Origin of the sequence: Microbacterium testaceum (assembly GCF_003075375.1) — a bacterium.
GTDB lineage: Bacteria > Actinomycetota > Actinomycetes > Actinomycetales > Microbacteriaceae > Microbacterium > Microbacterium testaceum_E.
Window position 1 is genome coordinate 22,725 of the sequence record NZ_QDFT01000018.1, and the last position, 26,840, is coordinate 49,564.

Sequence of the window (26,840 nt, forward strand, 5' to 3'; positions counted from 1 at the left end):
ATGCTCCCGCACGAGTCTGGACGTCCGGTCACCGCGGCGGTCCGCCGGCGGTCTCGACGCGTACGGGCCCGCTCAGCCCAGCCCGTTCGAGCAGGTGGCCTGGCTGGCCTTGCTGCCGTTGATGTTCTCGGGCAGCTCGACCACGCCGGGCGTCGCACTCGCGTCGGGCGTGGCGCTGGCATCCGGAGCCGGGGTGGCCTCTTCGCTCGCGCTCTCGGTGGGCTCGGGGGTCGGGGCCGAGGGGTCGGCGACCACTCCGCGTCCCGCGTCGCCGGTGAGGGCGAGGGGGGCGTTGGCGGCGAGGGCCTGCCACAGCACCTCGGCGGACGCCTCGTCGGGGACGACGCGGTTGGAGTCGTAGGGGTCGTCGACGACGGGGAACTGCACGAACGTGATGTCGTCGAACGGCACGTCCTTGAGCGTGTAGGCGAGCTGGGCGATGCGCACGGGGTCGGCGAGGCTCTCGCTCGGCTCGATGTTGCGCACCGCGGTGCTGGCGAGGTTGAGCAGCGTCCCGGGGTTGGTGAGCACCTCGTCGCTGCGGAGCTTGTTCATCAGCCGCGAGAGGTACTGCTGCTGGTTGCCGATGCGGCCGAGGTCGCTGCCGTCGCCGATGCCCTTGCGGGTGCGCAGGAACGCCAGGGCGTCGAAGCCCTTCACCACGCGGTTGCCGGGTTCCCACTGGATGCCGGCATCGGGGTCGTCGATGCCGTCGCCGCCGATGCACACCTCGACACCGCCGATTGCGTCGGTGATGTTGACGACGTTGCCGAAGCTGACCTTCGCCGCGAAGGGGATGCTCTGACCGCTCAGCTCGGACACGGTGTCGGCGACGCAGGTGAGGCCGCCCGCCTCGTAGGCCGTGTTGATCGAGGCCTTGAAGGCGCCCGGGAACGCGGTGCCGTCGGCGGCGGTGCACTCGGGGATCTCGACCTGCAGGTCGCGGGGGAACGACACGACCGTCACGCGACGCGGGTTGGTCGAGACGTGTACGAGCATGTTGACGTCGTTGCGGGTGCCGGCGTTCTCGGGGTCGGAGCAGCGGGCGCCGAAGGCCGCCGAGACGACGTCGTCGCACTCGTCGGTGCCGACGACGAGCACCGCGAACGGCTCGTCGTAGGTGCTGAGGGCGGGCGGTTCGGCCGGAGCGTCCTTGAGGGGGACCGCGGCCTCTTTGAGGGTCTGCGTGAGCGAGAAGGCGTAGAAGCCCGCGACGGCGACCCCGGCGACCACGGCCACGGTGACGATGATGGCGAGCAGCTTGGCGCCGCGTCGCCACGCCGAGACCGGGCGGCGGTGCGCGTGGCGGGTGGGCGGCTGCGACGTCATGGCCAAAGTCAATCACGACGCGGGCGCCGAAGGGGCTCGGCTGCCGCGTCAACCCCGGGAACGCTCGAAGCACCAGTGCCTAGGCTCGATGCATGACCGTTCCTTCCATCCAGCTCAATGACGGAAACTCCATCCCCCAGCTCGGTTACGGCGTGTTCCTCGTTCCCGCCGACGACGCCGAGCGCGCCGTGTCCGAGGCGCTCGAGGTCGGCTACCGCCACATCGACACCGCCGCGATCTACAAGAACGAAGAGGGCGTGGGCCGGGCCATCGCCGCGAGCGGCATCGCCCGCGACGAGCTGTTCGTCACCACCAAGCTCTGGAACGACCACCACGACGGCGACGAGCCGCTCGCCGCGATCGACGAGAGCCTGCAGAAGCTGCAGCTCGACGCCGTCGACCTGTACCTGATCCACTGGCCCACGCCCAAGAACGATAACTACGTGCACGCGTGGCAGAAGATGATCGAGATCCGCGAGGCGGGCAAGACCCGTTCGATCGGTGTGTCGAACTTCCTCGTGCCGCACCTCGAGCGCATCGTCGCCGAGACGGGCGTCACCCCCGCGGTCAACCAGATCGAGCTGCACCCGGCCCTCAGCCAGCGCGAGATCGCGGCCTGGGGTGCCGAGCACGACATGCACATCGAGTCGTGGGGCCCCCTCGGTCAGGGCAAGTACGACCTGTTCGAGATCCCCGCGGTCAAGGACGCCGCCGAGGCGCACGGCAAGTCGCCCGCCCAGGCGGTGCTGCGCTGGCACATCCAGCACGGCTTCATCGTGTTCCCCAAGTCCGTGCGCCGCGAGCGCCTCGAAGAGAACTTCGACCTGTTCGACTTCGAGCTGACGGCCGACGAGATGGCCGCGATCGACGGCATCGACCCGGGCGACGGCTCGGGCCGCGTGGGCACCCACCCCGACGACCTGAACTGACGACGGGCAGAGCCCTGAACCGCCTGGCGAACGCCTCGAGCCCGTACCTGCGGGCCCACGCCGACAATCCCGTCGCGTGGTACCCCTGGGGGCCCGAGGCGTTCGCCGAGGCCGCGCGTCGCGATGTCCCGGTGCTGGTGTCGATCGGGTACAGCACCTGCCACTGGTGTCACGTCATGGCGCGCGAGTCGTTCCAGGATGCCGACACCGCCGCCGTCGTGAACGACGGCTTCGTGGCGATCAAGGTCGACCGCGAAGAGCATCCGGACGTGGATGCCGCCTATCTCGACGCCGCCAGCGCCTTCACTCCCCACCTCGGATGGCCGCTGACGGTGTTCACCAGCCCTGAGGGGCGCGTGTTCTACGCGGGCACGTACTTCCCTCCCGCGCCCCGTCCACCGCAGCCGTCGTTCCGCCAGGTGCTCGCCGCGGTCCGCGAGGCGTGGACCGAACGGCGCAGCGAAGTGGATGCCACCGGCTCCGCGCTCCGCGACGCCCTCGCCGCCACGACCACGGCGCCCGCCGACGCACCGCCGACCCTCGCGCAGCTGGCCGAGGCCGCTCGCGCGCTGGCGCAGCGCGAGGACCGCGAGTACGGCGGATTCGCCGCGGGCCCGGCGTTCGAGACGCCGAAGTTCCCCAACACCCCGGTGCTGCGCTTCCTGCAGCATCCCGCGCTGGCAGTGAACGCGCCCGAGGCGGCGCCCGTGGCATCCCGCGCCCTCGCGGCCATGGCCCGCTCCGACCTGCACGACGCGGTCGAGGGCGGATTCTTCCGCTACGCCACGCGCCGCGACTGGAGCGTTCCGCACTACGAGCGCATGCTCACCGACAACGCCGGCCTCGTCGAGGTCGCGCTCGCCGCCGGCGACGAGGCGCTCGCGGCCGACGCCGCCCGCTTCCTCGTCGACGTGCTGCAGCTGCCCGGCGGCGGGATCGCCGCGGCCCAGGACTCCGAGTCGATCATCGACGGCCGGCGCGACGAGGGCGGCTACTACCGCGTCGCCGATCGGTCGCAGCTCACCCCGCCCGCGCTCGACAGCAAGGTCGTCACCGGCTGGAACGGTCACGCGATCGCCGCGCTGGCCGCAGCGGGCACCCGCACCGACCCCCGCTTCGTCGAGGCGGCGCGCTGGGCGGCCGACGCGGTGCTCGAGAGCAACGTCGCCGACGACGGGACGCTGCGCCGCGCCTCGCTCGACGAGGTGCGCAGCGCCGCTCCCGCGACGCTCGAGGACTACGGCGGGCTCGCACGCGGCCTGCTGGCCCTCGCCCGGGCCACCGGTGAGAGCGCCTACGCCGAGCGCGCGCGGGCTCTGGTCGACCAGTGCGTCGGCGGGGACGGCATCCATCCCCCCGGCGGCGGCGATCCCGTGCTTCTCGCGCAGGGGATGCGGGCGCACGGCGTGCCCAGCGACGGGGCCTCGCCCTCGGGGCCGTCGGTGTTCGCCGCCGCGGCGCTCGACCTGTGGCGCCTGGGTGCGGGGGAGCGGTACCGCGACGTCGCCGTCCAGCTCGTGCGTGCCGCCGCCGATTCCGCGCTGTCGTCGCCCCTCGCGCACGGGGCGATCCTCGAGGTCGCGGTCGGGCTGGCCGCAGCGCCCCGTCAGGTGGTCGTCGTCGGAGAAGCGGATGCCGAGATCGCCGACCTGGCGCGACGCCTGCCCGCGGACGTGGTCGCCGTCGTCTCGCCCGACCAGGCGCGGGCGTTCGCCGAGGCGGGGTTCGAGCTGTTCGCGGGCAAGGTCGCCCAGGGCGGCGAGGCCACGGCGTACGACTGCCGCGCGTTCGCGTGCGCGCTGCCGACGACCGACCCCGCGCGCCTGCGCTGACCGCCCGGGCGGTGCCGATCTAGATCCAGCTGGGCAGCCAGTTGTGCAGGCGCCAGAACTCGTACGGCACGGGCAGTCCCGCCCACACGGGGTACCAGAACGCCGACACCCCCACGCACACCACGAGGAACGCCAGCACGATCACCTGTCCGCTGAGACGCGACGACCCGCGCACCCCGCGGGCGACATCCTGCAGCGCGAAGGCCAGGGCGAGCACCAGGAACGGCAGCATCGCCACGGTGTAGAACTGGAAGATCGTGCGCTCGGGGTACAGCAGCCACGGGACGTAGGTGGCGGCCAGGCCCGTGAGCACGAGCGCGAAGCGCCAGTCCCGCACCATCACGAACCGCACGAGCAGATAGACGGATGCCGCGATCCCGGCCCACCAGATCACGGGGTTCGCGATGCTCGAGATCGCCTCGGTGCACCCGGCCGGCAGGGTGCAGCCGTTCACCCCGACGTCGTCCTGGTGCCAGTACATCGACGTGGGGCGCAGCAGCAGCGGCCACTGCCACGCGGGGCTGGCGTAGCTGTGCGGGGTGACCAGCCCGACGTGGAATTTGTACATCTCCTGGTGGTACGCCCAGAGGTTCTGCAGGGCCATCGGCACCCACGCGAAGACGCCGGTCGCGTTCTGGTCCGTCTCGCGCATGTAGCCGCCGTCGGTGAACAGCCACCCGGTCCAGCTCGCGAGGTACACCACGACGCTGATCGGCACGAGCACGACGAACGACATCAGGCCCTGGCGCACGGCATCCATCGGCCACTGCACGATCCCCTGGCGGCGCCGGGCGAGCGCGTCGGTCACGACCGCGTAGACGCCGATCGCGGCGAGCACGTACAGGCCCGACCACTTGACGGCGGTCGCCGCCCCGGCGGCGGCACCCGCGGCCAGCAGCCACGGGCGGTCCCACAGCAGCGGACCCCAGGTGTGCGTGTGACCGGGCAGGGCGTCCATCGCGGCGTCGAGCCGGTCACCCGTGCGGCGTCGGTCGAGGACCGCGAACCAGAACGCCAGGACGATGAAGAACGTCAAGAAGACGTCCAGCAGCGAGATGCGGCTGAGCACGATCCCCAGTCCGTCGATGGCGATGAGACCGGATGCCACGGACGAGAACACGATCGAGTGCGTCAGGCTCCACGCGAGCAGGTAGACCAGCAGCACGGTGGCCGTGCCGAACACGGCGGCCGAGATGCGCCAGCCGGTCGCGGAGTCGGGGCCGAGCAGCGCCATGCCCGCGCCGATGAGGATGCGCCCCAGCGGCGGGTGCACGACGTAGCTGCCGATCCCGGTGAAGATGTCGGTCTCGCCGGCGGCGAAGCGCGGATCGGTCTCTTCGGGCCACTGCGAGGGGTAGCCGAGCACCCACTGGCTCCAGGAGTCCTTGACGTAGTAGGTCTCGTCGAAGACGAGCTGGTGCGGGTTGCCGATGTCGACCAGGCGCAGCACCGCGGCCACCAGCGTGATGATCGCCGGGGCGACCCACCGCCACAGACGCAGGCGCCGCGGATCGGCCAGCAGGACGTCGCGCCATCGGTCGAGGCGCGTCTGCTCGGCCGAGGGCAGCAGGGAAGGGGCGGCAGCGCTCACGGCCCCCAGCCTAAGGTGGAACGGTGATCATCCTCGCGGCGACCCCGATCGGCAATCTCGGTGACGCCTCGCGGCGGCTGGTCGAGGCGCTCGAGAACGCCACCGTCGTCGCCGCCGAGGACACCCGCACCACCCAGCGCCTGCTCGCCGGTCTGGGCGTCGAGAACCGTCCGCGCCTGATCGCGCTGCACGATCACAACGAGAAGGAGCGCGCCGCCGAGCTCGTCGCGCTCGCGCGCGAGGACGACCTGCTCGTGCTCAGCGATGCCGGCATGCCCACCGTCAGCGACCCCGGTTTCGGCCTCGTCGCCGCCGCCGCCGCGGCCGGGGTGACGGTGACCGCCCTGCCCGGACCCAGCGCGGTCGTCACGGCGCTCGCCGTCGCCGGGCTTCCCACCGACCGCTTCGCGTTCGAGGGGTTTCCGCGCCGCAAGCCCGGAGAGCGTCGCAAGGCCTTCGCGCAGCTGGCGTCCGAGCAGCGCACGCTCGTCTTCTTCGAGTCGCCGTCCCGTCTGGCATCCACTCTCGACGACCTCGCGGGGGCGTTCGGCGCCGATCGTCCCGCCGCCGTCTGCCGCGAGCTGACGAAGCTGTACGAAGAGGTCAAGCGCGGGACGCTGGGCGAGCTCGCGGCGTGGGCGGCCGAGGGCGTCCGCGGTGAGATCGCGATCGTCGTCGGCGGCGCGGCCGCGCGCGAGGTGGAGTTCCCGGATGCCGTGACCCAGGTGCTCGCGCTCGTGGGCGGGGGAGCGCGCCTCAAGGACGCCGCCGCCGAGGTGGCGTCGCAGACGGGCCACTCCTCGCGCGAGCTGTACCAGGCGGGACTCGCCGCGAAGCGCTGACCCGCGCTTCTCGCGCGTGGGGGTCGCGCTGCGTCGTTCCGGCGTCGGTTTTCCGACCCTCTCGCGCCGGGGCGCCCGTCACACGCGGCGGGAGTGTCGGCGGCCCCCCGTAGAATCACCAGGTGACTTCCGGCCGATCCTTCTACATCACGACGCCGATCTACTACCCCAGCGATCTGCCCCACATCGGGCACGGGTACACGACCGTGGCCGTCGACACGCTCGCGCGCTGGCACCGCCAGGCGGGCGACGACACCTGGATGCTGACCGGCACCGACGAGCACGGGCAGAAGATGCTGCGCGCCGCCGCCGCGAACGGCGTGACCCCGCAGGAGTGGGTCGACAAGCTGGTGACCGAGTCGTGGTTCCCGCTGCTCGAGACCCTCGACGTCGCCAACGACGACTTCATCCGCACGACGCAGCCGCGCCACGAGGAGCGCGTGCAGCAGTTCGTCGAGGCGCTCCACGACCGCGGGTACATCTACGCGGGCGAGTACGAGGCGCTGTACTGCGTCGGCTGCGAGGAGTTCAAGCCCGAGGCCGAGATCGTCGACGGCACCGGCCCCTTCGAGGGGCTCAAGGTGTGCGCGATCCACTCCAAGCCGCTCGAGCTGCTGCAAGAGAAGAACTACTTCTTCAAGCTCAGCGAGTTCCAGGACCGCCTGCTGGAGCTGTACAAGACCGAACCCGATTTCGTACGTCCCGAGTCCGCGCGCAACGAGGTCGTCTCGTTCGTGCGCAGCGGCCTGAAAGACCTGTCGATCTCGCGCTCGGCGTTCGACTGGGGCATCACGGTGCCGTGGGACCCCTCGCACGTCATCTACGTGTGGGTCGACGCCCTGCTCAACTACGCCACAGCCGTCGGCTACGGCACCGACCCCGCCGAGTTCGAGCGTCGCTGGCCCGCGTTCCACGTCGTCGGCAAAGACATCCTGCGCTTCCACGCGGTGATCTGGCCGGCCATGCTCATGGCCGCGGGTCTCGACGTGCCGCGCGGGGTCTTCGCGCACGGGTGGCTGCTCGTCGGCGGCGAGAAGATGTCGAAGTCCAAGCTCACCGGCATCGCCCCGACCGAGATCACCGACGTCTTCGGCTCCGACGCCTACCGCTACTACTTCCTGTCGGCGATCGCGTTCGGCCAGGACGGCTCGTTCTCGTGGGAAGACCTGTCGGCGCGCTATCAGGCCGAGCTCGCGAACGGCTTCGGCAACCTGGGGTCGCGCACGGTGGCGATGATCGCGAAGTACTTCGACGGCGTCGTGCCCGCCCCGGCCGCGTACACCGACGGCGATCGCGCGATCCAGAAGATCGTGGCGGATGCCGCGACCACCGCCGACCAGGCGATCGAGCGCTTCCGCATCGACGAGGCCATCGCGGCGATCTGGACCATCGTCGACGCGCTGAACGGCTACATCACCGAGAACGAGCCGTGGGCGCTCGCCAAAGACGAGGCGCAGCACGAGCGCCTGGGTACCGTGCTCTACACCGCGGCCGAGGGCCTGCGCGCCCTCGCGGTGCTGCTGTCGCCGGTCATGCCGGGGTCGACCGCGAAGCTCTGGGCCGCCCTCGGCGCCGAGGAGTCCCTCGGGGCGCTCGTCGCGCAGCCGATCCGCGCGGCGGGCGGCTGGGGCGTGCTCCGCCCGGGCTCGGTGGTGACCGCGCTGTCGCCGCTGTTCCCGCGCGTCGAGCAGGCGTGATGGCGCCGTCCGACGGGGCAGCTCCCGGGGCCGGCGGGCCCGACGCCGTCCCCGAGCGCGTCGAAGGGTCCGCGACCCCTGCGGCCGGCTCCACGCCCGTCGAGCGCCCGCGCAACACGATCGACGGCGGCGACCCCAGTCAGTACGTGCGCGAGCGTTCGGTCGACGGCCGCCGCGACGTCAGCTATCCGCCCGCGCCCGAACCCCTCGGCATCCCGGTCTACGACAATCACACGCACCTCGAGATCGAGGACGGCGAGACCGGTCTGTCCCTCGACGAGCAGCTCGATCGCGCGCTGGCGGTAGGCGTCCACGGGGTCGTGCAGGCCGGCGGCGATGTCGACTCCTCGCGGTGGTCGGCGTGGGCGGCGCGGTCGCACCCGCGCGTGCTCGCCGCCGTCGCGATCCACCCCAACGAGGCGCCCGCCTACGAGCTGGCGGGCGAGCTGGACGCCGCGATCGCGGTGATCGACGAGCTCGCCGCCGAGCCGCGGGTGCGGGCGATCGGCGAGACGGGCCTCGACTTCTTCCGCACCGAAGAGGATGGCATCCCGGCTCAGCTCCGGTCGTTCGAGGCGCACATCGCCCTCGCCAAGAAGCACGGGATCGCGATGCAGATCCACGATCGCGACGCCCATGACGCCGTCCTCGAGACCCTCGAGCGGGTCGGCGCGCCCGACCGGACGGTGTTCCACTGCTTCTCGGGCGATGCCGACATGGCCCGCATCGCCGCCGACCGGGGGTACTACCTGTCGTTCGCCGGCAACGTGACGTTCAAGAACGCGCAGAACCTGCGCGACGCGCTCGCGGTCACCCCGCTCGACCGCATCCTGGTCGAGACCGATGCGCCGTTCCTCACGCCCGTGCCCTACCGCGGCCGTCCGAACGCGCCGTACCTCATCCCGGTGACGCTGCGCTTCCTCGCCGCGGAGCTGTCGATGGATGCCGACGAGCTCGCCGCCCAGGTCGCCGAGAACACGCTGCGCGTCTACGGCGCGTTCGAGGACTGACGCGGCCGCAGCGCTCGCCGGCCGCGCGCGGTTCAGGCCCGGCTCACGGCGCGGTCGCGCCCGTGGTGCCGCGCGGCCGGCGTGCAGAACCTCCGCGATGTGCACAACCTCCGTCGCCGGGGGCCGGATGCCGCGGAGTCTGTGCCCATGTCTGAGGTTGTGCGCACGCGGGGTGCCGCGCGGTCACGTGCAGAACCTCCGCGATGTGCACAACCTCCGTCGCCGGGGGCCGGATGCCGCGGAGTCTGTGCCCATGTCGGAGGTTGTGCGCACGCGTGTCGACGCGGTGCCGCGCGGTTGGCGTGCAGAACCTCCGCGATGTGCACAACCTCCGTCGCCGGGGGCCGGATGCCGCGGAGTTTGTGCACATGACGGAGGTTGTGCGCACGCGTCGCCGACGCGGGCAGACGGAAGGCCGGCACCCCGCGGGGCGCCGGCCTTCGGCATCCGGGATCGACCCGGCATCCGCGATCAGGCCGTGGACTTCGCCTTCTTCACGAACAGCGTCTCGGTCTGCTCGAGCTCCATGCCCTTCGTCTCGGGGATGCGGAGCGCGACGTACACGAACGACAGGGCGGCGAACAGCGCGTACATGCCGTACGTGAGCGGCAGCGACCAGCTCGACATCGCGGGGAACGACACGGTGATGGCGAAGTTGGCGATCCACTGCGCCCCCGCGGCCACACCGAGCGCCTTTCCGCGGATGCGGCTGGGGAAGATCTCGCCCAGCAGCACCCACACGAGCGGTCCCCACGAGGCGCCGAACCCGACGACGAAGATGTTCGCCGCGACCAGCGCGATCCCGCCCCACGGAGCCGGCAGCGAGACGTCCTGCCCCGAGCCGGTCGCGAACGCGAACGCCAGTGCCATCGCGCCGAGCGAGACGGTCATCAGGATCGAGCCGGTCAGCAGGATCGGCTTGCGACCCACCCGGTCGACCAGGAAGATCGCGACGAACGTCACCACCACGTTCGTCACCGAGGTGATGACCGAGATCAGCAGGGAGTTGCTCTCGTCGAAGCCGACCGCCCTCCACAGGGTCGTCGAGTAGTAGAAGATCACGTTGATGCCGACGAACTGCTGGAACATCGACAGCAGGATGCCGGTCCAGACGATCCCCTGCAGGCCCAGGACCGGGCCGCGCAGCGACACGTTCTTGTTCTTGCGGTCCGTCTCGATGTTGTTCGTGAGCTCCTTCATCGTCTTGTCGAGATCGGCCGGCGGCACGAGCCGCGCGAAGATCTTGCGGGCCTCGTCACTGCGGCCCTTCGACAGCAGGAACCGCGGGGACTCGGGCACGGTGAACGACAGGATGCCGTACACCGCCGCCGGGATCACACCGACGAGGAACATCCACCGCCACGCCTCGAGGCCCAGCCAGAACTGGTTGGCGGCACCGCCGGCCGAGTTGGCCAGCAGCGCATCGGACAGCAGGGCGCCGAAGATGCCGAGGGTGATCGCCAGCTGCTGCAGCGACGCCAGCGAGCCGCGGATCTGACGCGGCGCGACCTCGGCGATGTAGGCCGGAGCCACGACCGAGGCGATGCCGATGCCCAGGCCGCTCATCACGCGCCACAGGATCAGATCGGGGACGCTGAAGGTCAGCGCGGCGCCGATGGACGACACGAAGAACAGCACCGCGCCCAGCAGCATGACCTTCAGGCGGCCCCAGCGGTCCGACAGGGCTCCGGCGACGACGGCTCCGACCGCGCAGCCGAGAAGGGCCACGGCGACGACGAAGCCGGTCAGCACCTGGGTCAGCTCGAAGTTGCTCTCGACCGCGTCGACCGCGCCGTTGATGACCGAGGAGTCGAACCCGAAGAGGAAGCCGCCCACCGCGGCCGCGACCGACAGGCCGATCGCTCGTCGCCCATAGGGGCTTCGCAGGGTGAAGGCGTTTGCGGGGATGGACTGCGTTTGACTCACCTGCCCACGCTACTCCTGCCCCCGCGACGTGGAGGGTACTGGCGGCCTCCCTGACTACAGTGGAACAATGCCCGTTTCCCTGCTCGGTGCCGCCGAGATCCGTCGGCTCGCCGCCGACCTCGACGTCACCCCCACCAAGAAGCTCGGGCAGAACTTCGTCGTCGACGCCAACACGGTGCGCAAGATCGTCCAGGCGGCCCGGGTGACGGCATCCGATCGTGTCGTCGAGATCGGTCCCGGCCTCGGCTCGCTCACCCTGGCGATCCTCGAGACCGGGGCGTCGGTCGTCGCGGTCGAGATCGACCACCGGCTGGCCGAGCGTCTTCCTGCCACGGCCGTCGCGCACGACGTCCCCGAGGGCCGCTTGACGGTCATCGACGCCGACGCGCTGCGCGTGGACGCCCTGCCGGGCGAACCCGAGGTGCTGGTGGCGAATCTGCCCTACAACGTGTCGGTGCCGGTGCTGCTGCACTTCCTCGAGACGTTCCCGTACCTGCGTCGCGGCGTGGTCATGGTCCAGGCCGAGGTGGGGGAGCGTCTGGCCGCCCCGCCCGGGTCGAAGGTGTACGGAGCCCCCAGCGTCAAGGCCGCCTGGTACGGCTCGTGGCGCCTGGCGGGGACGGTCTCGCGTCAGGTGTTCTGGCCGGTGCCGAACGTCGACAGCGTGCTGGTCGCTTTCGACCGGGATGCCGACCCCCGCGGCACCGAGGAGCACCGCCTGCGGACGTTCGAGATCGTGGATGCCGCCTTCCAGCAGCGTCGCAAGATGCTCCGCCAGGCGCTCGCCGGCGTCCTGGGCGGGACGGCGGCCGAGGCCTCGGCCCGCCTCGAGGCCGCGGGGGTCGACCCGACCCTGCGCGGCGAGCAGCTCACGGTCGAGGACTACGCCCGCATCGCCGCCGTCTGACCGGCCGCGGCGCTCAGCGCCGCCCGCGCCGTCGTGCGCTTCCGCGTCCACCTCGCCCTCGCCGCTGGGCCGCTGCGTTCGTCCTCGCCTGCGCCCGTGCCTGTGCACAACGGCGGGGCGATCCGGCGACACGCCGTCGGCGCGGGCGGGTGGGCGGAGTGTCGGGTCCACCACCCGCAGTTGTGCACGCCCGGCGTGCCGGGTGTCGGGCCGCGCCGCCCCGAGCCGTTCGTCCTCGCCTGCGCCTGTGCCTGTGCACAACGGCGGGCCGATCCGGCGACACGCCGTCGGCGCGGGCGGGTGGGCGGCGTGTCGGTCTCACTCCCCGCAGTTGTGCACGTCCGCGGTGCCGGGTGACGAGCGGCGCCGCCCGGGCCGCGGCCCTCGGACCGGCAGCACCCGCGGCGACGGCGGTCGGGTGAATTCTCACCGTGTTCATCACGCGTTCCCGAAACATGTCTGTAACATTTCGAGGCAACCGGGAGCATCACGCCGGTGTCGCGGCCGTACCCGACGGCCCGGAAGGATCGAGATGCGCTACGCCGAGTACCCCCGTGCCGAGAGGGTGCTGCTGCACCTGAGCGACACCCACCTGCGCGCCGGCGGGGCACCGCTGTACGACGATGTCGACTCCGAGGCGTACCTCTCGCGCGCGGCGTCCGCGATCGAGGCCTCGGGCGTCCGCCCCGATGCGCTGGTGTTCACGGGAGACCTGGCCGACTTCGGCGAGGCCGATGCTTACCGCCGCGTGCGGGCCATCGTCGAGCCGCTCGCGGAGCGCCTGCAGACTCGGGTCGTGTGGGTCATGGGCAACCACGACGATCGCGCAGCCTTCCGCGCCGAGTTGCTGCCCGCCGAGGCCGCCGACCCCGCGGCTCCCGTCGACCGGGTCGACGAGCTCGACGGCCTGCGCATCGTGACCCTCGACACCTCGGTGCCCGGGGCCCACCACGGCGAGGTGACGCCCGCTCAGCGGGAGTGGCTCGCCGAGGTCCTCGCGACGCCCGCCCCGCTGGGCACGATCCTGGCCATGCACCACCCGCCGGTGCCGAGCGTCCTCGATCTGGCGGCCTCGGTCGAACTGCGCGATCAGCGCAGTCTCGCCGCGGTGCTGCGCGGCAGCGACGTGCGCGCGATCCTGGCCGGTCACCTGCACTACTCGACGTTCGCGACCTTCGCCGGCATCCCCGTATCGGTGGCCTCGGCCACCTGCTACACGCAGGACCTCATGGTTCCCGTCGGCGGCACGCGCCCCCAGGACGCCGCGCAGGGCTTCAATATCGTCCACGTCTACGACGAGACCGTCGTTCACTCGGTCGTGCCGCTCGCGGTGAGCGACGCCCTGCAGTACGTCGACGCCGAGGAGTCCCAGCGACGGTTGCGGGATGCCGGCATCGTCGTGCCGGCATCCCGAGCCTTCAGTGGACCGGTGTCGCCGCCGACGACGCCGCTGCCGATCCTGCGCTGACCTCGGTCTTCTCCCACGGAGCGGCGATCGGGAAGTAGCGCTCGAGGCACGCGCGCAGGGCGGGGACCCGCACCTCTTCGGGGATCTCGGGCACGCTGCCGTCGTTCAGGCAGAACATGTCGGTGTCGCGGCGCGAGACGAGCCGCTCCATCGTGCGCAGCGAGTCGAGCTGGGTCGTCTGCACGTAGCGCGTGCGCGGCTCGGCGGTGACGATGGCGCGGCCGGTGGCCAGGGCGTAGTAGTGGTACAGGCTGTTGGTCACCGAGATGTCGGTCGCGGAGCGGAAGCGGGACGCGGCCGTGCGGGCGTAGTCGTCGGCGAACTCGCGCTCGAGCTCGAAGGCCACCGACCGGCGCAGCGGCGTGGCGCAGTGCTCGAGGTCGAGCGTGATGACGCGACCGAAGCGCTCCTTGAGCAGGGCGCGGTTGACCCGCAGGCCGTTGTCGTGACCGGAACGGTCGACGTGCGCGGGGCCGCTGCCGATGCGCACGCCGCTCTCGACGAAGCGGCTGACGCCGCCGCCGCTGAAGAAGAGCTCGGGCGTGACCGGGCGCCCGAAGAACATGTCGTCGTTGCTGTAGAGGAAGTGCTCGGCGAGCCCGGGGATCCGGTGCAGCTGCGCCTCGACGGCGTGCGAGTTGTGGGTGGGCAGCACCGACGGGTCGGCGAAGAACTCCTCGCTGCGCACGATGGTGACCTTGGGGTGGTCAGCCAGCCACTCCGGCGTGGGGGAGTCGGTGGCGATGAAGATCCGGCGCACCCACGGGGTGTACATGTGCACGCTCCGCAGGGCGTAGCGCAGCTCGTCGACCTGTCGGTAGCGCGCGGCGTTGTCGTCGCCGTCGCCCACGACGTAGCCCTTCATGCGTGCGGCGCGCTGCCGCTGGAACTCGCTGGAGGACCCGTCCACCCACGAGAAGACCATGTCGACGTCGGCGGTGAGCTCGTTCGGGTGCGGATCGAACATGCCGGCCACCGTCGTCCAGCGGCGGCCGTAGCGCTCGATCTCGACCAAGTCGAGGTCGGCCGCGGCGAAGCGGCGGCGGGTGAGGGCGCTCGGGCGGGGTGCTTCGATCGTCTTCTCGCCGAACCGCCACAGTTCGAGACGCGGGGCGAGCGACGCCCCGTAGCGATAGGAGCCCTCGGTCGAGGTGCGGGGACGGAAGACCGCGAACGCCTGCACCGACCCGGCGGTGGGGTGCACGCTGTGCGCGGGAACGGGGTCCTCGCCGCGGGCCTTGAGGTAGACCGGCCCGAGCTCGGGGTCGCGCAGCGCGCTCAGCGCCGCCTCGGCATCCCCCGTGTCGATGACGAGCTTGGGCCGACGGTTGGCGTCGCGCACGAGCAGGACGCGCACCCCGGCCGCCTCGATGGCGGCGGCCGCGGTGAGCAGGTCGTCGCGTTCGGCGATCGCCGGTGTGGCGGTGTCGTCGATGAGGTGCAGGATGCCGTCGTGCATCCGGATATCGGAGCGGGACAACAGGGTGCGCCAGGGGTCGGTGTCGATCGACAGGGGGACCATCGGGCGCATACTGCCTCCTCGGGGGGTGGAAACGGGATCCGGTCACCGTAGGGTTCCGGGGTTACGACGACGTTTCGGCGGCGACGCCGATCGGCGGGGAGCGGAGCGCTACTGTCGAAGAGTGACTCAGATCGCTCGCTCCGGCCCGGACCTCCCCGAACCGCTGCGCGAGCGGCGACGGGGATCGGGCCGACGTTCCAGTTTCGCACACGCCGGGCCCGCCGGGCGCACGACGGGGGAGGGGCCGCGATGACCGCGCACGCCCCAGCATCCGTCCGCGTCCGCGCCCCCGGCAAGATCAACGTCTTCCTCGAGGTCGGCGACGTCCAGGACGACGGCTACCACGAGCTCGCGACGGCGTTCCAGGCGGTGTCGCTGTACGAAGAGATGACGGCGACGCCCGCCGACGACATCACCCTCTCGGTGAGCGCGAAGGGGCCCGTCGACATCGAGGGCGTTCCCACCGACGACCGCAACCTCGCCGTGCGCGCCGCCCGCCTGCTCGCGCAGACCGCGGGGATCGATCGCGGTGCGCACCTGGCGATCCGCAAGGCCGTACCCGTCGCGGGCGGAATGGGCGGGGGCTCGGCGGACGCCGCCGCCGCCCTGGTCGCGTGCGACGCACTGTGGGGCCTGGGCATGCCGATGAGCGAGTTGGCCCGCCTGGCCGCGCGCCTCGGCGCCGATGTCCCCTTCGCTCTGCTGGGCGGCACCGCCGTGGGAACCGGGCGCGGCGACGAGCTGAGCCCCGCCCTCGCGCGCGGGCGCTTCGACTGGGTGCTCGTCCCCAACGACGAGGGCATGTCCACGCCCGTCGTCTACGGCGAGCTCGACGCGCACCGCGAACGGCACGCGGTCGACATCGGTCCGGCGCGGCGCATGCCCGCCGTCGACCCCGACGTGCTGCACGCGCTGCGCCAGGGCGACGCGCGCATGCTCGCCGCGACGCTGCGCAACGACCTGCAGGCGCCGGCCCTCCACCTGCGTCCCGACCTGGCGCGCGTCCTCGAGCGGGGCGAGGGTTCGGGCGCCCTGGCGGGGATCGTCTCGGGATCCGGTCCGACGCTGGCCTTCCTCGCCGCCGACGAGTCCTCGGCCATCGACCTGCAGGTGACCCTCAGCGCCGCGGGGCTGGTGGCCCTGCACGTGCACGGCCCCGTGCCGGGCGCGCGTGTGGTCTGACCGCGCGGCACCATAGCCCAGGTCGACACAGGGGGCAATCTTCCGCTGGCGCGATCGGTATCTCGCTAGCCTCGACCAAGGTGGCTCACCACCGACGGGTGCCGTGCCCGCGGGGTGCCACGAAGGGGGTTCCCATGAAGGCAGTGCTCGACGGCGTCGTGATCGCCGAAGCCGACCGCGACGACCTGGCCTCGATCGAGGGCAACTGGTACTTCCCGCCGCAGGCGGTGCGCGAGGGCGCGCTCACCCAGAGCCCCACTCCCTACACCTGCCCCTGGAAGGGTGCCGCGCAGTACTGGAACGTCTCCCTCGACGGTGCGGAGCTGACCGACGGCGCCTGGTCCTACCCCGATTTGCGCGACGGTGCGGTGGAGCGCGTGGGCAAGGACTTCTCGGGCTACGTCGCCTTCGACCGCAAGGTCGTGGTCTCCGACTGAGTCGGGTCGTCGCATGATCGAGTTCTCGGCCGTCTCCAAGGTCTTCCCCGACGGCACGCGCGCCGTCGACGACTTCCATCTCGTCATCCCCTCGCGAAAGACCACCGTCTTCGTCGGGTCCTCCGGCTGCGGCAAGACGACGCTGCTGCGCATGATCAACCGCATGGTCGAGCCGTCGTCCGGCTCGATCACCATCGACGGCGACGACATCGGCGGCAAGCCGGCCGTGCAGCTGCGGCGGAGCATCGGTTACGTCATGCAGAACTCGGGGCTGCTGCCGCACTTCACCGTGGCCGACAACATCGCCACCGTCCCCGTGCTGCAGGGGCAGAACCGCAAGGCGGCCCGCACGCGCGCCCTCGAGCTGATGAAGACCGTCGGCCTCGACACCGCGATGGCGGACCGCTACCCCAGCCAGCTCTCGGGCGGCCAGCAGCAGCGCGTGGGCGTGGCCCGCGGGCTCGCCGCCGACCCCAACATCCTGTTGATGGACGAGCCCTTCGGGGCCGTCGACCCGATCGTGCGCGACGAGCTGCAGCAGGAGCTTCTGCGCCTGCAGAGCGAGATCGGCAAGACCATCGTCTTCGTCACGCACGACATCGACGAGGCGTTCCTGCTCGGCGACCAGGTGGTCATCCTCGAGAAGGGTGCGAAGATCGCGCAGGTCGGCACCCCCAGTCAGATCGTCGAGAACCCGGCGAGCGACTTCGTCGCCAGCTTCATCGGCGCGGTCAAGGGCAAGCGCGCTCTGCATCTCAAGCAGACCGCCACCGGAACGGTCGTGGTGGATGCCGAGGGTCGCACCCAGGGTGCCCTGGTGGAGGACGCTCACCCGTGAACTGGGTAGGGAACAACCTCGACCTCATCGGGCAGCTGACACTGGTGCACCTGCGCCAGAGCCTCATCGCCCTCGTGGTGGGTTTCGTCATCAGCATCCCGCTCGGGTGGGTCGCGTGGCGCTACCGTCTGGTGCGCAGCGGGGTCATCACCATCACGGGTCTGCTGTACACGATCCCCTCGCTCGCGCTGCTCATCCTCGTCCCGGTCGTGACCGGCTGGTACAGCATCGTCAGCGAGACCAACCTGATCGTCGCCCTGGCGATCTACGCCGTCGCGATCCTCGTCCGCGCCGTCGCCGACGGGCTGGACTCGGTCGACGCGGGCGTCCGACAGGCGTCCACGGCCATCGGCTACGGCTCGTTCCGTCGCTTCCGGGCGGTGGAGTTCCCCCTCGCGGGGCCCGTGGTCCTCGCGGGCCTGCGCGTGGCCTCGGCCAGCACGATCGCGCTCGCGACCGTCGGCATCCTGGTCGGCATCCAGAACATCGGCTACCTGTTCACCAACGGGCTGCAGCGCCGCATCATCCCCGAGGTGTTCGCCGGGGTGGTCGCCGTCGTCGTCCTCGCCCTGGTGATCGACCTGATCCTCGTGCTCGCGGGACGCCTGCTGATGCCCTGGACCCGCGCGACCAAGACCGTCTCGCGCCAGGCCAACCGGACGTTGGTGAAAGCATGAACCTGCTCGGCGACGCGATCGCGTGGATCTTCTCGGGGGACTCGGGCCAGTTCGACTCGATCCCGCTGGCCATCGGCATCCAGCTGCTCTACACCGCCGTGGCGGTCCTGATCGCCGGGGCGATCGCCATTCCGCTCGGGTGGTTCATCGGCCACACCGGCAAGGGACGAGAGACCGCCGTCGCGATCTCGGGTGCCGCGCGCGCCATCCCCTCGTTCGGTCTGCTGATCCTGCTGACGCTGCTGATGGGCGTGCTGCACAAGCCCGAGGCGGCGGTCATCTCGTTCGTCGTCCTCGCCATCCCCTCGCTGCTCGCGGGTGCCTACACCGGTTTCGAGGCCATCGACCGCCGGGTGATCGACGCGGGACGCTCGATGGGCATGACCGAGTCGCAGATCCTCTGGCGCATCGAGGTGCCGCTCGGACTGCCGCTGCTGGTCGGCGGCATCCGCGCCGCGACGCTGCAGGTGCTCGCGACGGTGACCATCGCCGCGTACATCGGACTCGGCGGCCTCGGCCAGTACATCATCGCGGCGATCCCGCTGCGCCGGTTCGACATCCTCATCGGCGGAGCGATCCTCGTCGCCGTCCTCGCGCTCGTCATCGACGGGCTGTTCGCCCTGCTGCAGCATCTGGTCGTGCCCCGCGGCATCCGCGCCGCCGGTGCCGCCCAGCCGCAGCGACGCAGCTCCCGTCAGCGCCGCGCCGAAGCGATCGCCGTCGGAGCGCCGACCGCGCCGCCGGCGACCCCCTGACCCACCTGAATCCCGAATCACCAGAAAAGAGAGCACCCATGTTCACAGCACGAACCAAGAAGGGCCTCGGCCTCATCGCCGGGCTCGCGGTCGCCTCGCTCGCCTTCGCCGGTTGCAGCGGCGGGTCCAGCGACCCGCTCAGCAACGGCGGCGGAGAGGACGGCGGCTCGACCGACACGATCGTCGTCGGCTCGCAGGCCTACTACTCCAACGAGATCATCGCCGAGATCTACGCCCAGGCGCTCGAGAAGGCTGGCAAGACGGTCACGCGCCAGTTCCAGATCGGTCAGCGCGACGCCTACATCCCGCTGCTCGAGGACGGCACCGTCTCGGTGTTCCCCGAGTACACGGGAAACCTGCTGCAGTTCTTCGAGAAGGACACCGAGGCGCGCACCGCCGACGACGTCTACGCCGCGCTGCCGGCCGCGCTGCCCGAGGGCCTCGAGGTGCTCGACCAGTCCGAGGCCACCGACCAGGACTCGTACACCGTCACCAAGGCTTTCGCCGACGCCAACGGCCTCACCTCGATCGCCGACCTGTCCAAGGTCACGTCGGGGCTGACCCTCGGTGGCAACGCCGAGCTCGCCGAGCGTCCGTACGGCCCCACCGGCCTGCAGTCGACCTACGGCGTCACCGTGCAGTTCTCGCCCACCGGTGAGACCACGGTCGACGACCTCGTCGCCGGCACGATCCAGGTCGCGAACGTCTACACGGCCGACCCGCGCATCCAGACCGACGACCTCGTCACGCTGACCGACCCCGAGGGCCTGTTCCTCGCGTCGAACGTCGTGCCCGTCGTCAACTCGAACGTCGCCTCCGAGGTGTCGGACGTGCTGAACAAGGTCAGCGCCGCCCTCACCCCCGAGGGCCTGGTCGAGCTGAACGTCAAGTCGACCGTCGACCAGCAGTCCTCGGCCGACATCGCGTCGGAGTGGCTCGCCGCCAACGGCTTCTGAGCCCGTCCCTGGCCGCGGGGCCGTCCGGTTCGCCGGGCGGCCCCGCGGTCGTTCGCGGCTTCGGTCGTTTGCGGTCGCGGTCGTTCGCGGCCGCGGTCGTTCGCGGCTTCGGCGCGCGGCGTCCGGCGTCCGGTCGCCCACGCAGGCATCCCGAGACTGCATTCCGCTGACAACTCGGCGACATCCTGCAACCGAGTTGTCAGGGCGATGCTGTCTCGCCGCCGCCGCCGCCGCCGCCGCCGCCGCGGCCGCCGCACCCGCGAACGGTCCGGCGTCGGCGCGCCTGCGCGGGCTGGCATCCACGAGACTGCATCCCGCTGACAACTCGGCGACATCCTGCAACCGAAATGTCAGCGCGATGCTGTTTCGCCGCCACCCCGGCCGCCGCTGCCGCCCCGGCCGCCGCCGCCGCTGCCGCCGCCCCGGCCGCCGCTGCCGCCCCGGCCGCCGCCGCCCGCCGCGGCCCCGCCCGCCCGCCCGCCGGTTCCAGCGCTGCCACCCGGCGGTTCGGCCGCACCCGCGAACGGTTCGGCGTCGGCGCGTGCCTGGGCGGGGTGGCATCCGCGAGACTGCACCCTGCTGACAACTCGGCGACATCCTGCAACCGAGTTGTCAGGGCGATGCTGTTTCGCGGCCCCGACCGCCCCGCCCCGGACCGCCCCGCCCCGCCCGCCCCGCCCGCCCGCCCGCACGCGAGCAGGACGGGGGAGCGGATGCCGGGCGCCTGGGCACCGCGTAGCCTGGGACGGATATGGCACATCTGCTCGGGGGCGAAGCCCTGCACCTGGAATACCCGACCAAGGTCGTCTTCGACTCCGTCTCGCTCGGCGTGAACGAGGGCGACCGCATCGGCATCGTCGGCCGCAACGGCGACGGCAAGTCGAGCCTGCTCGGCATGCTCGCCGGCATCCGCGAGCCCGACGGCGGGCGCGTCACGGTCCGCGGCGGCGTGACGGTGGGGGTGCTCGACCAGCAGGACACCCTCGACGACGACGACACGATCGGCCACGCCGTGGTGGGCGGTCGGCCCGAGCACGAGTGGGCGGGCGACGCCCGCACGCGCGACGTGATCGCGGGGCTCCTCGGCGACCTGCCCTGGGACGCCCGGCTAGGCGATCTGTCGGGCGGTCAGCGCCGCCGCGTGGCCCTGGCGAAGCTGCTCTCCGGCGACTGGGACGTGCTGTTCCTCGACGAACCCACGAACCACCTCGACGTCGAGGCGATCACGTGGCTCGCCGGGCACCTGAAGAAGCGGTGGGCGCCGAGCGCGGGCGGTCTGCTCGTCGTGACGCACGATCGCTGGTTCCTCGATGAGATCTGCACCGCGACCTGGGAGGTGCACGACCGCATCGTCGAGCCCTTCGAGGGCGGCTACGCCGCGTACATCCTGCAGCGCGTCGAACGCGACCGTCAGGCGGCATCCATCGAGCAGCGGCGTCAGAACCTGGCCCGCAAAGAGCTCGCGTGGCTGCGCCGCGGCGCGCCGGCGCGCACGTCGAAGCCGAAGTTCCGCATCGACGCGGCCAACGAGCTCATCGCCGACGTCCCCGAGATCCGCGACAAGGTGGCCCTGCAGTCCCTCGCGGTCGCGCGCCTCGGCAAGGACGTGGTCGACCTGCTCGACGCGGGCGTCAGCTACGGCGACCACACGGTGCTCAAGGACGTGGAGTGGCGCATCGCGCCCGGGGAGCGCACCGGCATCCTGGGCGTGAACGGCGCAGGCAAATCGACGCTGCTCAACCTCGTCACCGGGTCGCTCGAACCCACCAGCGGGCGCGTCAAGCGCGGCAAGACCGTCAAGGTCGCGACCCTCACCCAGCGCCTGGACGAACTCGATCAGCACCTGAACGACCCCGTGCGCGTGGTCATCTCGTCGCTGCGCACGACCTACTCGTTCGGCGCGGGATCCAAGGCGCAGGAGCTCACCCCGGGTCAGCTGCTCGAGCGTCTCGGGTTCTCGAGCGCGCAGCTCTCGACGCCGGTGAAAGACCTGTCCGGCGGCCAGAAGCGGCGTCTGCAGCTGCTGCTCGTCATCCTCGACCAGCCCAACGTGCTGATCCTGGACGAGCCGACCAACGACCTCGACACCGACATGCTCGCCGCGATGGAGGACCTGCTCGACTCCTGGTCGGGCACGCTGATCGTCGTGTCGCACGACCGGTACTTCCTCGAGCGCGTCACCGACCAGCAGTACGCGATCCTCGACGCGCGGCTGCGTCACCTCCCCGGCGGCGTCGACGAGTACCTGCGTCTGCGGTCGCTTCAGGATGCCGAGCCCTCGCGCCCGGCCGCGAGCGGCGGCGCCGCGGCTGCTCCGGGTCTGCAGGGCGCCGAGCTGCGCGCGGCGCAGAAGGAGGCGTCCGCGACCGAACGGCGCATCGAGAAGCTGCAGCAGCAGATCGACAAGGCCAAGGCGGCCCTGGCCGATCACGATCAGTCGGATTACGTCGGGCTCGGCACGGAGATGCAACGCATCTCGGGCCTCGAAGCCGAGCGCGACGAGCTCGAGCTGCAGTGGTTCGAGCTGACCGAGCGGATCGGCTGACGCCGACGATCGATCGTCAGTGCACGGCGTATTCGAGCAGCACGATGAAGATGCCCAGGCACGCGGTCGCGAAGGCGCCCACCAGGCGCATCGCCAGGCGTGCGCCGCGTCGCGCGTAGGCGAAGTACCCCAGCACGCCGAGGACGACGAAGGTCGACCACATGCTGAGGTCGGAGGCGTCGTCCACCGACATGCCGGACACCGCGGCGTAGATCAGCAGCAGGACGGACGGCACCGAGGCGTACAGCATGCCGGCGCCGTGGCGCATGCCCTCGCGGGTGGCGCGCCGCAGGCCGTGGGTCGCGTGCTCGGTGAGGGTGTGCGCGAAGACGTGCGCGATGAAGAAGACGACCAGCGAGGTGACCGCGCTCTCGAGCACCTCGCCGACCGTCTCGGCGTGATCGTCGGCGATCGTCACGAACGCCGCGAAGACGATGAGGCCGTAGATGGCGGCGGGGGAGCGGAAGCGCACGTCGAACCAGGCCTTGACGCGCTCCCACCGCGTGAGCGCAGCAGCCGGGGCGCTCACGCGTCGAACCCCAGGCTGAGCTTGCGCAGGAGCGTCGCGAGGCGGTCGCGGTCGCTGCGCGCCAGACCCTCGAGCAGCAGGGCCTCGGCATCGACGAGGCGGGTGATGGCGGCATCCACCCGGATACGGCCGTCGTCGGTCAGCGTCACGAGGATGCTCCGTCCGTCGCCCGGGTCGGCTTCACGGCGCACGAACCGGCGGGCGACGAGCCGGTCGATGCGGTTGGTCATGGTGCCGCTGGACACGAGCGTCTGCTGCAGCAACTGCTTGGGGCTGAGCTGGTAGGGCTCCCCGGCGCGCCGCAAGGCCGACAGCACGTCCCACTCCCACGATTCGATGTCGCTGCGACGGAACGCCTCTTTGCGGGCGATGTCGAGGTGCCGCGAGAGCCGAGCGACGCGCGAGAGCACCTCGAGGGGAGAGAAGTCCAGGTCGGGGCGCTGACGCACCCACGCGTCGACGATGCGGTCGACCTCGTCGCTGTCCCGGCTCACCCCCTCATTATGTCGAGAGCCCGTCCCGGTGAGCGCGCCGCGCGCACCGGACGAACGCCCGGCGTCCGCGTCTGGCAGACTTGACCGGTGCCCGCGGGCACGGTCCGCCGTGGTGTAACGGCAGCACGACAGCCTTTGGAGCTGTTAGGTCTAGGTTCGAATCCTGGCGGCGGAGCATGACATCACCGACCGAGTTGGCCGTCGTCGTCCTCGCAGCGGGTCAGGGAACGCGCATGCGCTCCCGAACTCCCAAGGTGCTGCACCCGGTGGGTGGCCGGCCGCTCGTCGGTCACGTGCTCGACACCGCGGCCTCGCTCGACCCGGCCCGCATCATCGTGGTCGTGCGCCACGAGCGCGAGCTCGTCGCCGAGACCGTGACGGAGCTCGCCCCCGGCGTCGTCATCGTCGATCAGGACGAGATCCCCGGCACCGGGCGCGCCGTCGAGGTCGCCCTCGACGCCCTCGGAGACTTCGCCGGAGACGTGCTGGTGCTCAGCGCCGACGTCCCCCTGCTCGAGACGGGCACGCTCACCGAGCTCCTCGCGACCCACCGCACCGGCGGCAGCGCCGTGACGCTGCTGAGCGCCCGCGTCGACGAGCCGTTCGGTTACGGCCGCATCCTGCGCGACGAGGCGGACGGCGTCCGCCGCATCGTGGAGCAGAAGGATGCCACGGACGACGAGGCCGCGGTCACCGAGATCAACGTCGGGGTCTACGTCTTCCAGTCGGCGCCGCTGCGTGAGCAGCTCGCGCTCGTGGGGACGGCCAACGCGCAGGGCGAGAAGTACCTCACCGACGTGATCGGGCTGCTGCGCGACGCGCAGCGCGGGGTCTCGGCATCCCTCACCGCCGACGCTTCCGCCGCCCTGGGCGTCAACGACCGCGTGCAGCTGTCCGAGGCGGGGCGCACGCTCAACGCCCGCACGGTGCGACGCTGGCAACTCGAGGGCGTGACCGTGGTCGACCCGGCCACGACCTGGATCGACGTCACCGCGACCCTGGCCCCCGACGTCACGATCCTCCCCAACACGCACGTGCGCGGCGCGACGGCGATCGCGACCGGCGCCACGATCGGCCCCGACACGAGCCTGGTCGACTGCGAGATCGGCGAGGGCGCCACAGTCACCCGCACCGACGGCACGCTCGCCGTCGTCGAAGCCGGTGCGACCGTCGGGCCCTTCGCCTACCTGCGCGCCAACGCGCGCGTGGGCGTCAACGGCAAGGTCGGCACGTTCGTCGAGGTCAAGAACTCCTCGATCGGCGAGGGCAGCAAGGTCCCGCACCTGTCGTACATCGGCGACACCGAGATCGGTCGGGGCGTCAACCTGGGTGCCGGCGCGATCACCGCCAACTACGACGACATCGCCAAGCACCGCACCGTCATCGGCGACGAGGTGCACAGCGGTTCGCACAACGTCTTCGTCGCGCCGGTTACGATTGGAGCGGGCGCCAAGACGGGTGCCGGAGCGGTCATCCGCAAGGACGTCCCGGCCGGTGCCCTGGCGCTCAGCGTGTCCCCCCAGCGCAACATCGAGGGGTGGGTCGAGAAGAACCGACCGGGTACTGCAGCGGCCGACGTGGCCGCGCGGGCTCGGGCTGAACAGGAAGCGGCCGATGGCTCGTAAGAAGAATCGTGTAGACCTCGACCGCGACAACGGCATCGCCCCCGGGCTCGTCGCCAAGACCAAGAAGCGGCTCGTCGTCGCGTCCGGGCGCTCGCACCCCGAGCTGGCCGCGCAGGTCGCCCAGCACCTGGGCACCGAGCTGGCGCCCACCGAGCACCGCACCTTCGCCTCGGGCGAGATCTACACCCGCTTCGAGGTGTCGATCCGCGGGTGCGACGTGTTCGTCGTGCAGTCCTTCGGCCCGCCGGTCAACGAGTGGCTCATGGAGCTGCTCATCATGCTCGACGCGCTCAAGCGCGCGTCGGCCAAGCGCATCACGGTCGTCGCCCCGTACTTCCCGTACTCCCGTCAGGACAAGAAGGGCCGTGGCCGCGAGCCCATCAGCGCTCGTCTGGTCGCCGACCTGCTCAAGACCGCCGGCGCCGACCGCATCATGAGCGTCGACCTGCACGCGGCGCAGATCCAGGGGTTCTTCGACGGCCCGGTCGACCACCTGTTCGCCAAGCCCGTGCTGCTCGAGCACTTCGAGCGGGGTCTCACCGGCGAGGACCGCGAGACCCTCACGGTCGTCTCTCCCGACATGGGCCGCGTGCGCGTGGCCGACACCTGGTCCGACAGCCTCGGCGCGCCCCTCGCGATCATCCACAAGCGTCGCGACCCCAAGGTCGCCAACCAGGTCTCGGTGCACGAGATCGTCGGTGACGTGAGGGGTCGCACCTGCCTGCTGGTCGACGACATGATCGACACCGGCGGCACCATCCAGAAGGCCGCGCAGGCGCTCAAGGCCAGCGGTGCCCGCAAGGTCATCGTCGCGGCCACGCACGCCATCTTCAGCGACCCGGCCACGGAGCGCCTCCAGGATGCCGCGATCGACGAGGTCGTGGTCACCGACACCGTGCCGCTGCCCGCCGAGCGGCGTTTCGACCGCCTGACAATCCTGCCCATCGCCCCGCTGCTGGCCCGCGCGATCCACGAGGTGTTCGAGGACGGGTCCGTCACGAGCATGTTCGGCGGCGACGCCTGACGTTCGACCCTTGCGCGCAGCCGTCTCCCTCGCGGAGGCGGCTGCGCGCGTTTCGGGCACGCCGCCGCCGTCAGTTCCTCGCGGGCGTGCGGGGCGGCGCTTCGATACGGGGGAGCGGTGGCGGCCCGGACACCGGTTCACAGGCCGCACAAAAGAATGAACCGGGCCGGCGCCGAGGTCGTGTCCCTACCGTGAGCACGAACCGCGCCGCGAGGCACGACCGAAGGAGGACCCCCATGATCCGAACCGCAGCCGTACCCCGTCCCGTCCGCATCGGCACCGCCCTGCTGGGCGTCGCCGGCATCGCCACCCTCGCCGGGTGCGCGGGAGGCGCCACCGACGCGGCCGCCCCCGCCGAGAGCGCCGCGGCCCCCGCCGCCTCGTCGCCCGCCTCGAGCGGCGCCGCCGCGGGGTCGAGCTCGTCGGGCACGTACACGGACGGCCAGTACGAGGCCACGGGCCAGTACGCCACGCCCGAGAGCGTCGAGACGGTCGACGTGACGCTGACGATCGCCGGCGACACGGTCACCGCTGTCGAGGTCACCGGAGACCCGCAGGCCGCGGAGTCCCGCCGCTATCAGAGCGAGTTCATCGGCGGCATCCAGGACGAGGTCGTCGGCAAGAAGCTCGACGAGATCTCGGTCAGCAAGGTCGCCGGCTCCTCGCTCACCAGCGGCGGGTTCAACAAGGCCGTCGACGCGATCAAGACCGAGGCCAAGGCCTGA

Annotated in this window: 23 protein-coding genes and 1 tRNA gene; 18 read left to right on the plus strand and 6 right to left on the minus strand. The window is 71.4% G+C overall.

Features of this window, described 5'->3' with window-relative positions; genetic code table 11:
• Positions 1 to 72: 72 nt before the first annotated feature.
• On the minus strand, positions 73 to 1,329 hold the full coding sequence (locus DC432_RS08825; protein ID WP_116537540.1) for an LCP family protein: 1,257 nt from the start codon (positions 1,327 to 1,329) through the stop codon (positions 73 to 75).
• 92 nt (positions 1,330 to 1,421) lie between these two features.
• Here DC432_RS08825 and DC432_RS08830 point away from each other — a divergent pair, with 92 nt between their 5' ends.
• Both DC432_RS08830 and DC432_RS08835 read left to right on the plus strand, forming a co-directional pair.
• The gene (locus DC432_RS08830; protein WP_116537542.1) at positions 1,422 to 2,258 is read left to right on the plus strand and encodes an aldo/keto reductase; all 837 of its coding nucleotides are present in this window, start codon (positions 1,422 to 1,424) and stop codon (positions 2,256 to 2,258) included.
• Between the two features lie 23 nt (positions 2,259 to 2,281).
• Positions 2,282 to 4,090 (plus strand): thioredoxin domain-containing protein, encoded by a 1,809-nt coding sequence (locus DC432_RS08835; RefSeq protein WP_431739678.1) that lies wholly within the window; start codon positions 2,282 to 2,284, stop codon positions 4,088 to 4,090.
• A gap of 19 nt (positions 4,091 to 4,109) precedes the next feature.
• On the opposite strand, the gene DC432_RS08840 is transcribed toward DC432_RS08835, so the two are convergent.
• Positions 4,110 to 5,681 (minus strand): dolichyl-phosphate-mannose--protein mannosyltransferase, encoded by a 1,572-nt coding sequence (locus DC432_RS08840; protein WP_116537544.1) that lies wholly within the window; start codon positions 5,679 to 5,681, stop codon positions 4,110 to 4,112.
• A gap of 23 nt (positions 5,682 to 5,704) precedes the next feature.
• Between DC432_RS08840 and rsmI the strand changes: the two genes are divergently transcribed.
• The 3 genes from rsmI to DC432_RS08855 all read left to right on the plus strand — a co-directional run bounded on the left by rsmI (position 5,705) and on the right by DC432_RS08855 (position 9,230).
• The gene (gene rsmI / locus DC432_RS08845; RefSeq protein ID WP_116537545.1) at positions 5,705 to 6,523 is read left to right on the plus strand and encodes a 16S rRNA (cytidine(1402)-2'-O)-methyltransferase; all 819 of its coding nucleotides are present in this window, start codon (positions 5,705 to 5,707) and stop codon (positions 6,521 to 6,523) included.
• Positions 6,524 to 6,645: 122 nt separating this feature from the next.
• The gene (metG, locus tag DC432_RS08850) at positions 6,646 to 8,220 is read left to right on the plus strand and encodes a methionine--tRNA ligase (protein ID WP_116537547.1); all 1,575 of its coding nucleotides are present in this window, start codon (positions 6,646 to 6,648) and stop codon (positions 8,218 to 8,220) included.
• Complete coding sequence (locus DC432_RS08855) at positions 8,220 to 9,230, plus strand: TatD family hydrolase (RefSeq protein ID WP_243393082.1); 1,011 nt, start codon at positions 8,220 to 8,222, stop codon at positions 9,228 to 9,230. Before metG ends, DC432_RS08855 begins: the two co-directional genes overlap by 1 nt.
• A gap of 471 nt (positions 9,231 to 9,701) precedes the next feature.
• On the opposite strand, the gene DC432_RS08860 is transcribed toward DC432_RS08855, so the two are convergent.
• Entirely contained in the window at positions 9,702 to 11,156 is a 1,455-nt protein-coding gene (locus DC432_RS08860; RefSeq protein WP_116537548.1) for a sugar porter family MFS transporter, read from the minus strand.
• Between the two features lie 67 nt (positions 11,157 to 11,223).
• On the opposite strand from DC432_RS08860, the gene rsmA reads away from it, so the two are divergent.
• Both rsmA and DC432_RS08870 read left to right on the plus strand, forming a co-directional pair.
• A complete protein-coding gene (gene rsmA, locus DC432_RS08865; RefSeq protein ID WP_116537550.1) occupies positions 11,224 to 12,063 on the plus strand; it encodes a 16S rRNA (adenine(1518)-N(6)/adenine(1519)-N(6))-dimethyltransferase RsmA in 840 nt (279 codons plus the stop codon).
• A gap of 532 nt (positions 12,064 to 12,595) precedes the next feature.
• Entirely contained in the window at positions 12,596 to 13,531 is a 936-nt protein-coding gene (locus DC432_RS08870) for a phosphodiesterase (protein ID WP_116537551.1), read from the plus strand.
• On the opposite strand, the gene DC432_RS08875 is transcribed toward DC432_RS08870, so the two are convergent.
• A complete protein-coding gene (locus tag DC432_RS08875) occupies positions 13,482 to 15,062 on the minus strand; it encodes a stealth family protein (protein WP_116537553.1) in 1,581 nt (526 codons plus the stop codon). The genes DC432_RS08870 and DC432_RS08875 overlap by 50 nt on opposite strands.
• A gap of 240 nt (positions 15,063 to 15,302) precedes the next feature.
• Between DC432_RS08875 and DC432_RS08880 the strand changes: the two genes are divergently transcribed.
• The 7 genes from DC432_RS08880 to DC432_RS08910 all read left to right on the plus strand — a co-directional run bounded on the left by DC432_RS08880 (position 15,303) and on the right by DC432_RS08910 (position 22,443).
• Positions 15,303 to 16,235 carry a 4-(cytidine 5'-diphospho)-2-C-methyl-D-erythritol kinase gene (locus DC432_RS08880; protein WP_116537554.1) on the plus strand — a complete coding sequence of 311 codons (933 nt, stop codon included), beginning with the start codon at positions 15,303 to 15,305 and terminating at the stop codon, positions 16,233 to 16,235.
• Positions 16,236 to 16,369: 134 nt separating this feature from the next.
• Positions 16,370 to 16,672, plus strand: a complete 303-nt coding sequence (locus tag DC432_RS08885) for a DUF427 domain-containing protein (RefSeq protein ID WP_116537556.1) — start codon at positions 16,370 to 16,372, stop codon at positions 16,670 to 16,672.
• Between the two features lie 13 nt (positions 16,673 to 16,685).
• Positions 16,686 to 17,510 carry an ABC transporter ATP-binding protein gene (locus DC432_RS08890; RefSeq protein WP_116537558.1) on the plus strand — a complete coding sequence of 275 codons (825 nt, stop codon included), beginning with the start codon at positions 16,686 to 16,688 and terminating at the stop codon, positions 17,508 to 17,510.
• Positions 17,507 to 18,187: an ABC transporter permease gene (locus tag DC432_RS08895; RefSeq protein ID WP_108320613.1), complete on the plus strand. Its 681-nt coding sequence runs from the start codon at positions 17,507 to 17,509 to the stop codon at positions 18,185 to 18,187. The genes DC432_RS08890 and DC432_RS08895 overlap by 4 nt, the downstream gene beginning before the upstream one ends.
• The gene (locus tag DC432_RS08900; RefSeq protein ID WP_116537561.1) at positions 18,184 to 18,942 is read left to right on the plus strand and encodes an ABC transporter permease; all 759 of its coding nucleotides are present in this window, start codon (positions 18,184 to 18,186) and stop codon (positions 18,940 to 18,942) included. Before DC432_RS08895 ends, DC432_RS08900 begins: the two co-directional genes overlap by 4 nt.
• Positions 18,943 to 18,980: 38 nt before the next feature.
• A complete protein-coding gene (locus DC432_RS08905) occupies positions 18,981 to 19,898 on the plus strand; it encodes an ABC transporter substrate-binding protein (protein WP_116537563.1) in 918 nt (305 codons plus the stop codon).
• Between the two features lie 751 nt (positions 19,899 to 20,649).
• The gene (locus DC432_RS08910) at positions 20,650 to 22,443 is read left to right on the plus strand and encodes an ABC-F family ATP-binding cassette domain-containing protein (protein WP_116537565.1); all 1,794 of its coding nucleotides are present in this window, start codon (positions 20,650 to 20,652) and stop codon (positions 22,441 to 22,443) included.
• 16 nt (positions 22,444 to 22,459) lie between these two features.
• Here the strand turns inward: DC432_RS08910 and DC432_RS08915 are convergent, their stop codons facing one another.
• Together DC432_RS08915 and DC432_RS08920 are read right to left on the minus strand one after the other, a co-directional pair.
• Complete coding sequence (locus tag DC432_RS08915) at positions 22,460 to 22,972, minus strand: hypothetical protein (RefSeq protein WP_116537567.1); 513 nt, start codon at positions 22,970 to 22,972, stop codon at positions 22,460 to 22,462.
• The gene (locus DC432_RS08920; protein WP_116537569.1) at positions 22,969 to 23,466 is read right to left on the minus strand and encodes a MarR family winged helix-turn-helix transcriptional regulator; all 498 of its coding nucleotides are present in this window, start codon (positions 23,464 to 23,466) and stop codon (positions 22,969 to 22,971) included. Before DC432_RS08920 ends, DC432_RS08915 begins: the two co-directional genes overlap by 4 nt.
• 103 nt (positions 23,467 to 23,569) lie before the next feature.
• Here DC432_RS08920 and DC432_RS08925 point away from each other — a divergent pair.
• The 4 genes from DC432_RS08925 to DC432_RS08940 all read left to right on the plus strand — a co-directional run bounded on the left by DC432_RS08925 (position 23,570) and on the right by DC432_RS08940 (position 26,840).
• A tRNA-Gln gene (locus DC432_RS08925) sits at positions 23,570 to 23,641 on the plus strand.
• Position 23,642: 1 nt separating this feature from the next.
• A complete protein-coding gene (gene glmU, locus DC432_RS08930) occupies positions 23,643 to 25,091 on the plus strand; it encodes a bifunctional UDP-N-acetylglucosamine diphosphorylase/glucosamine-1-phosphate N-acetyltransferase GlmU (RefSeq protein WP_116537572.1) in 1,449 nt (482 codons plus the stop codon).
• The gene (locus tag DC432_RS08935) at positions 25,081 to 26,115 is read left to right on the plus strand and encodes a ribose-phosphate diphosphokinase (RefSeq protein WP_116537574.1); all 1,035 of its coding nucleotides are present in this window, start codon (positions 25,081 to 25,083) and stop codon (positions 26,113 to 26,115) included. The genes glmU and DC432_RS08935 overlap by 11 nt, the downstream gene beginning before the upstream one ends.
• A 236-nt stretch (positions 26,116 to 26,351) precedes the next feature.
• Entirely contained in the window at positions 26,352 to 26,840 is a 489-nt protein-coding gene (locus tag DC432_RS08940; protein WP_116537576.1) for an FMN-binding protein, read from the plus strand.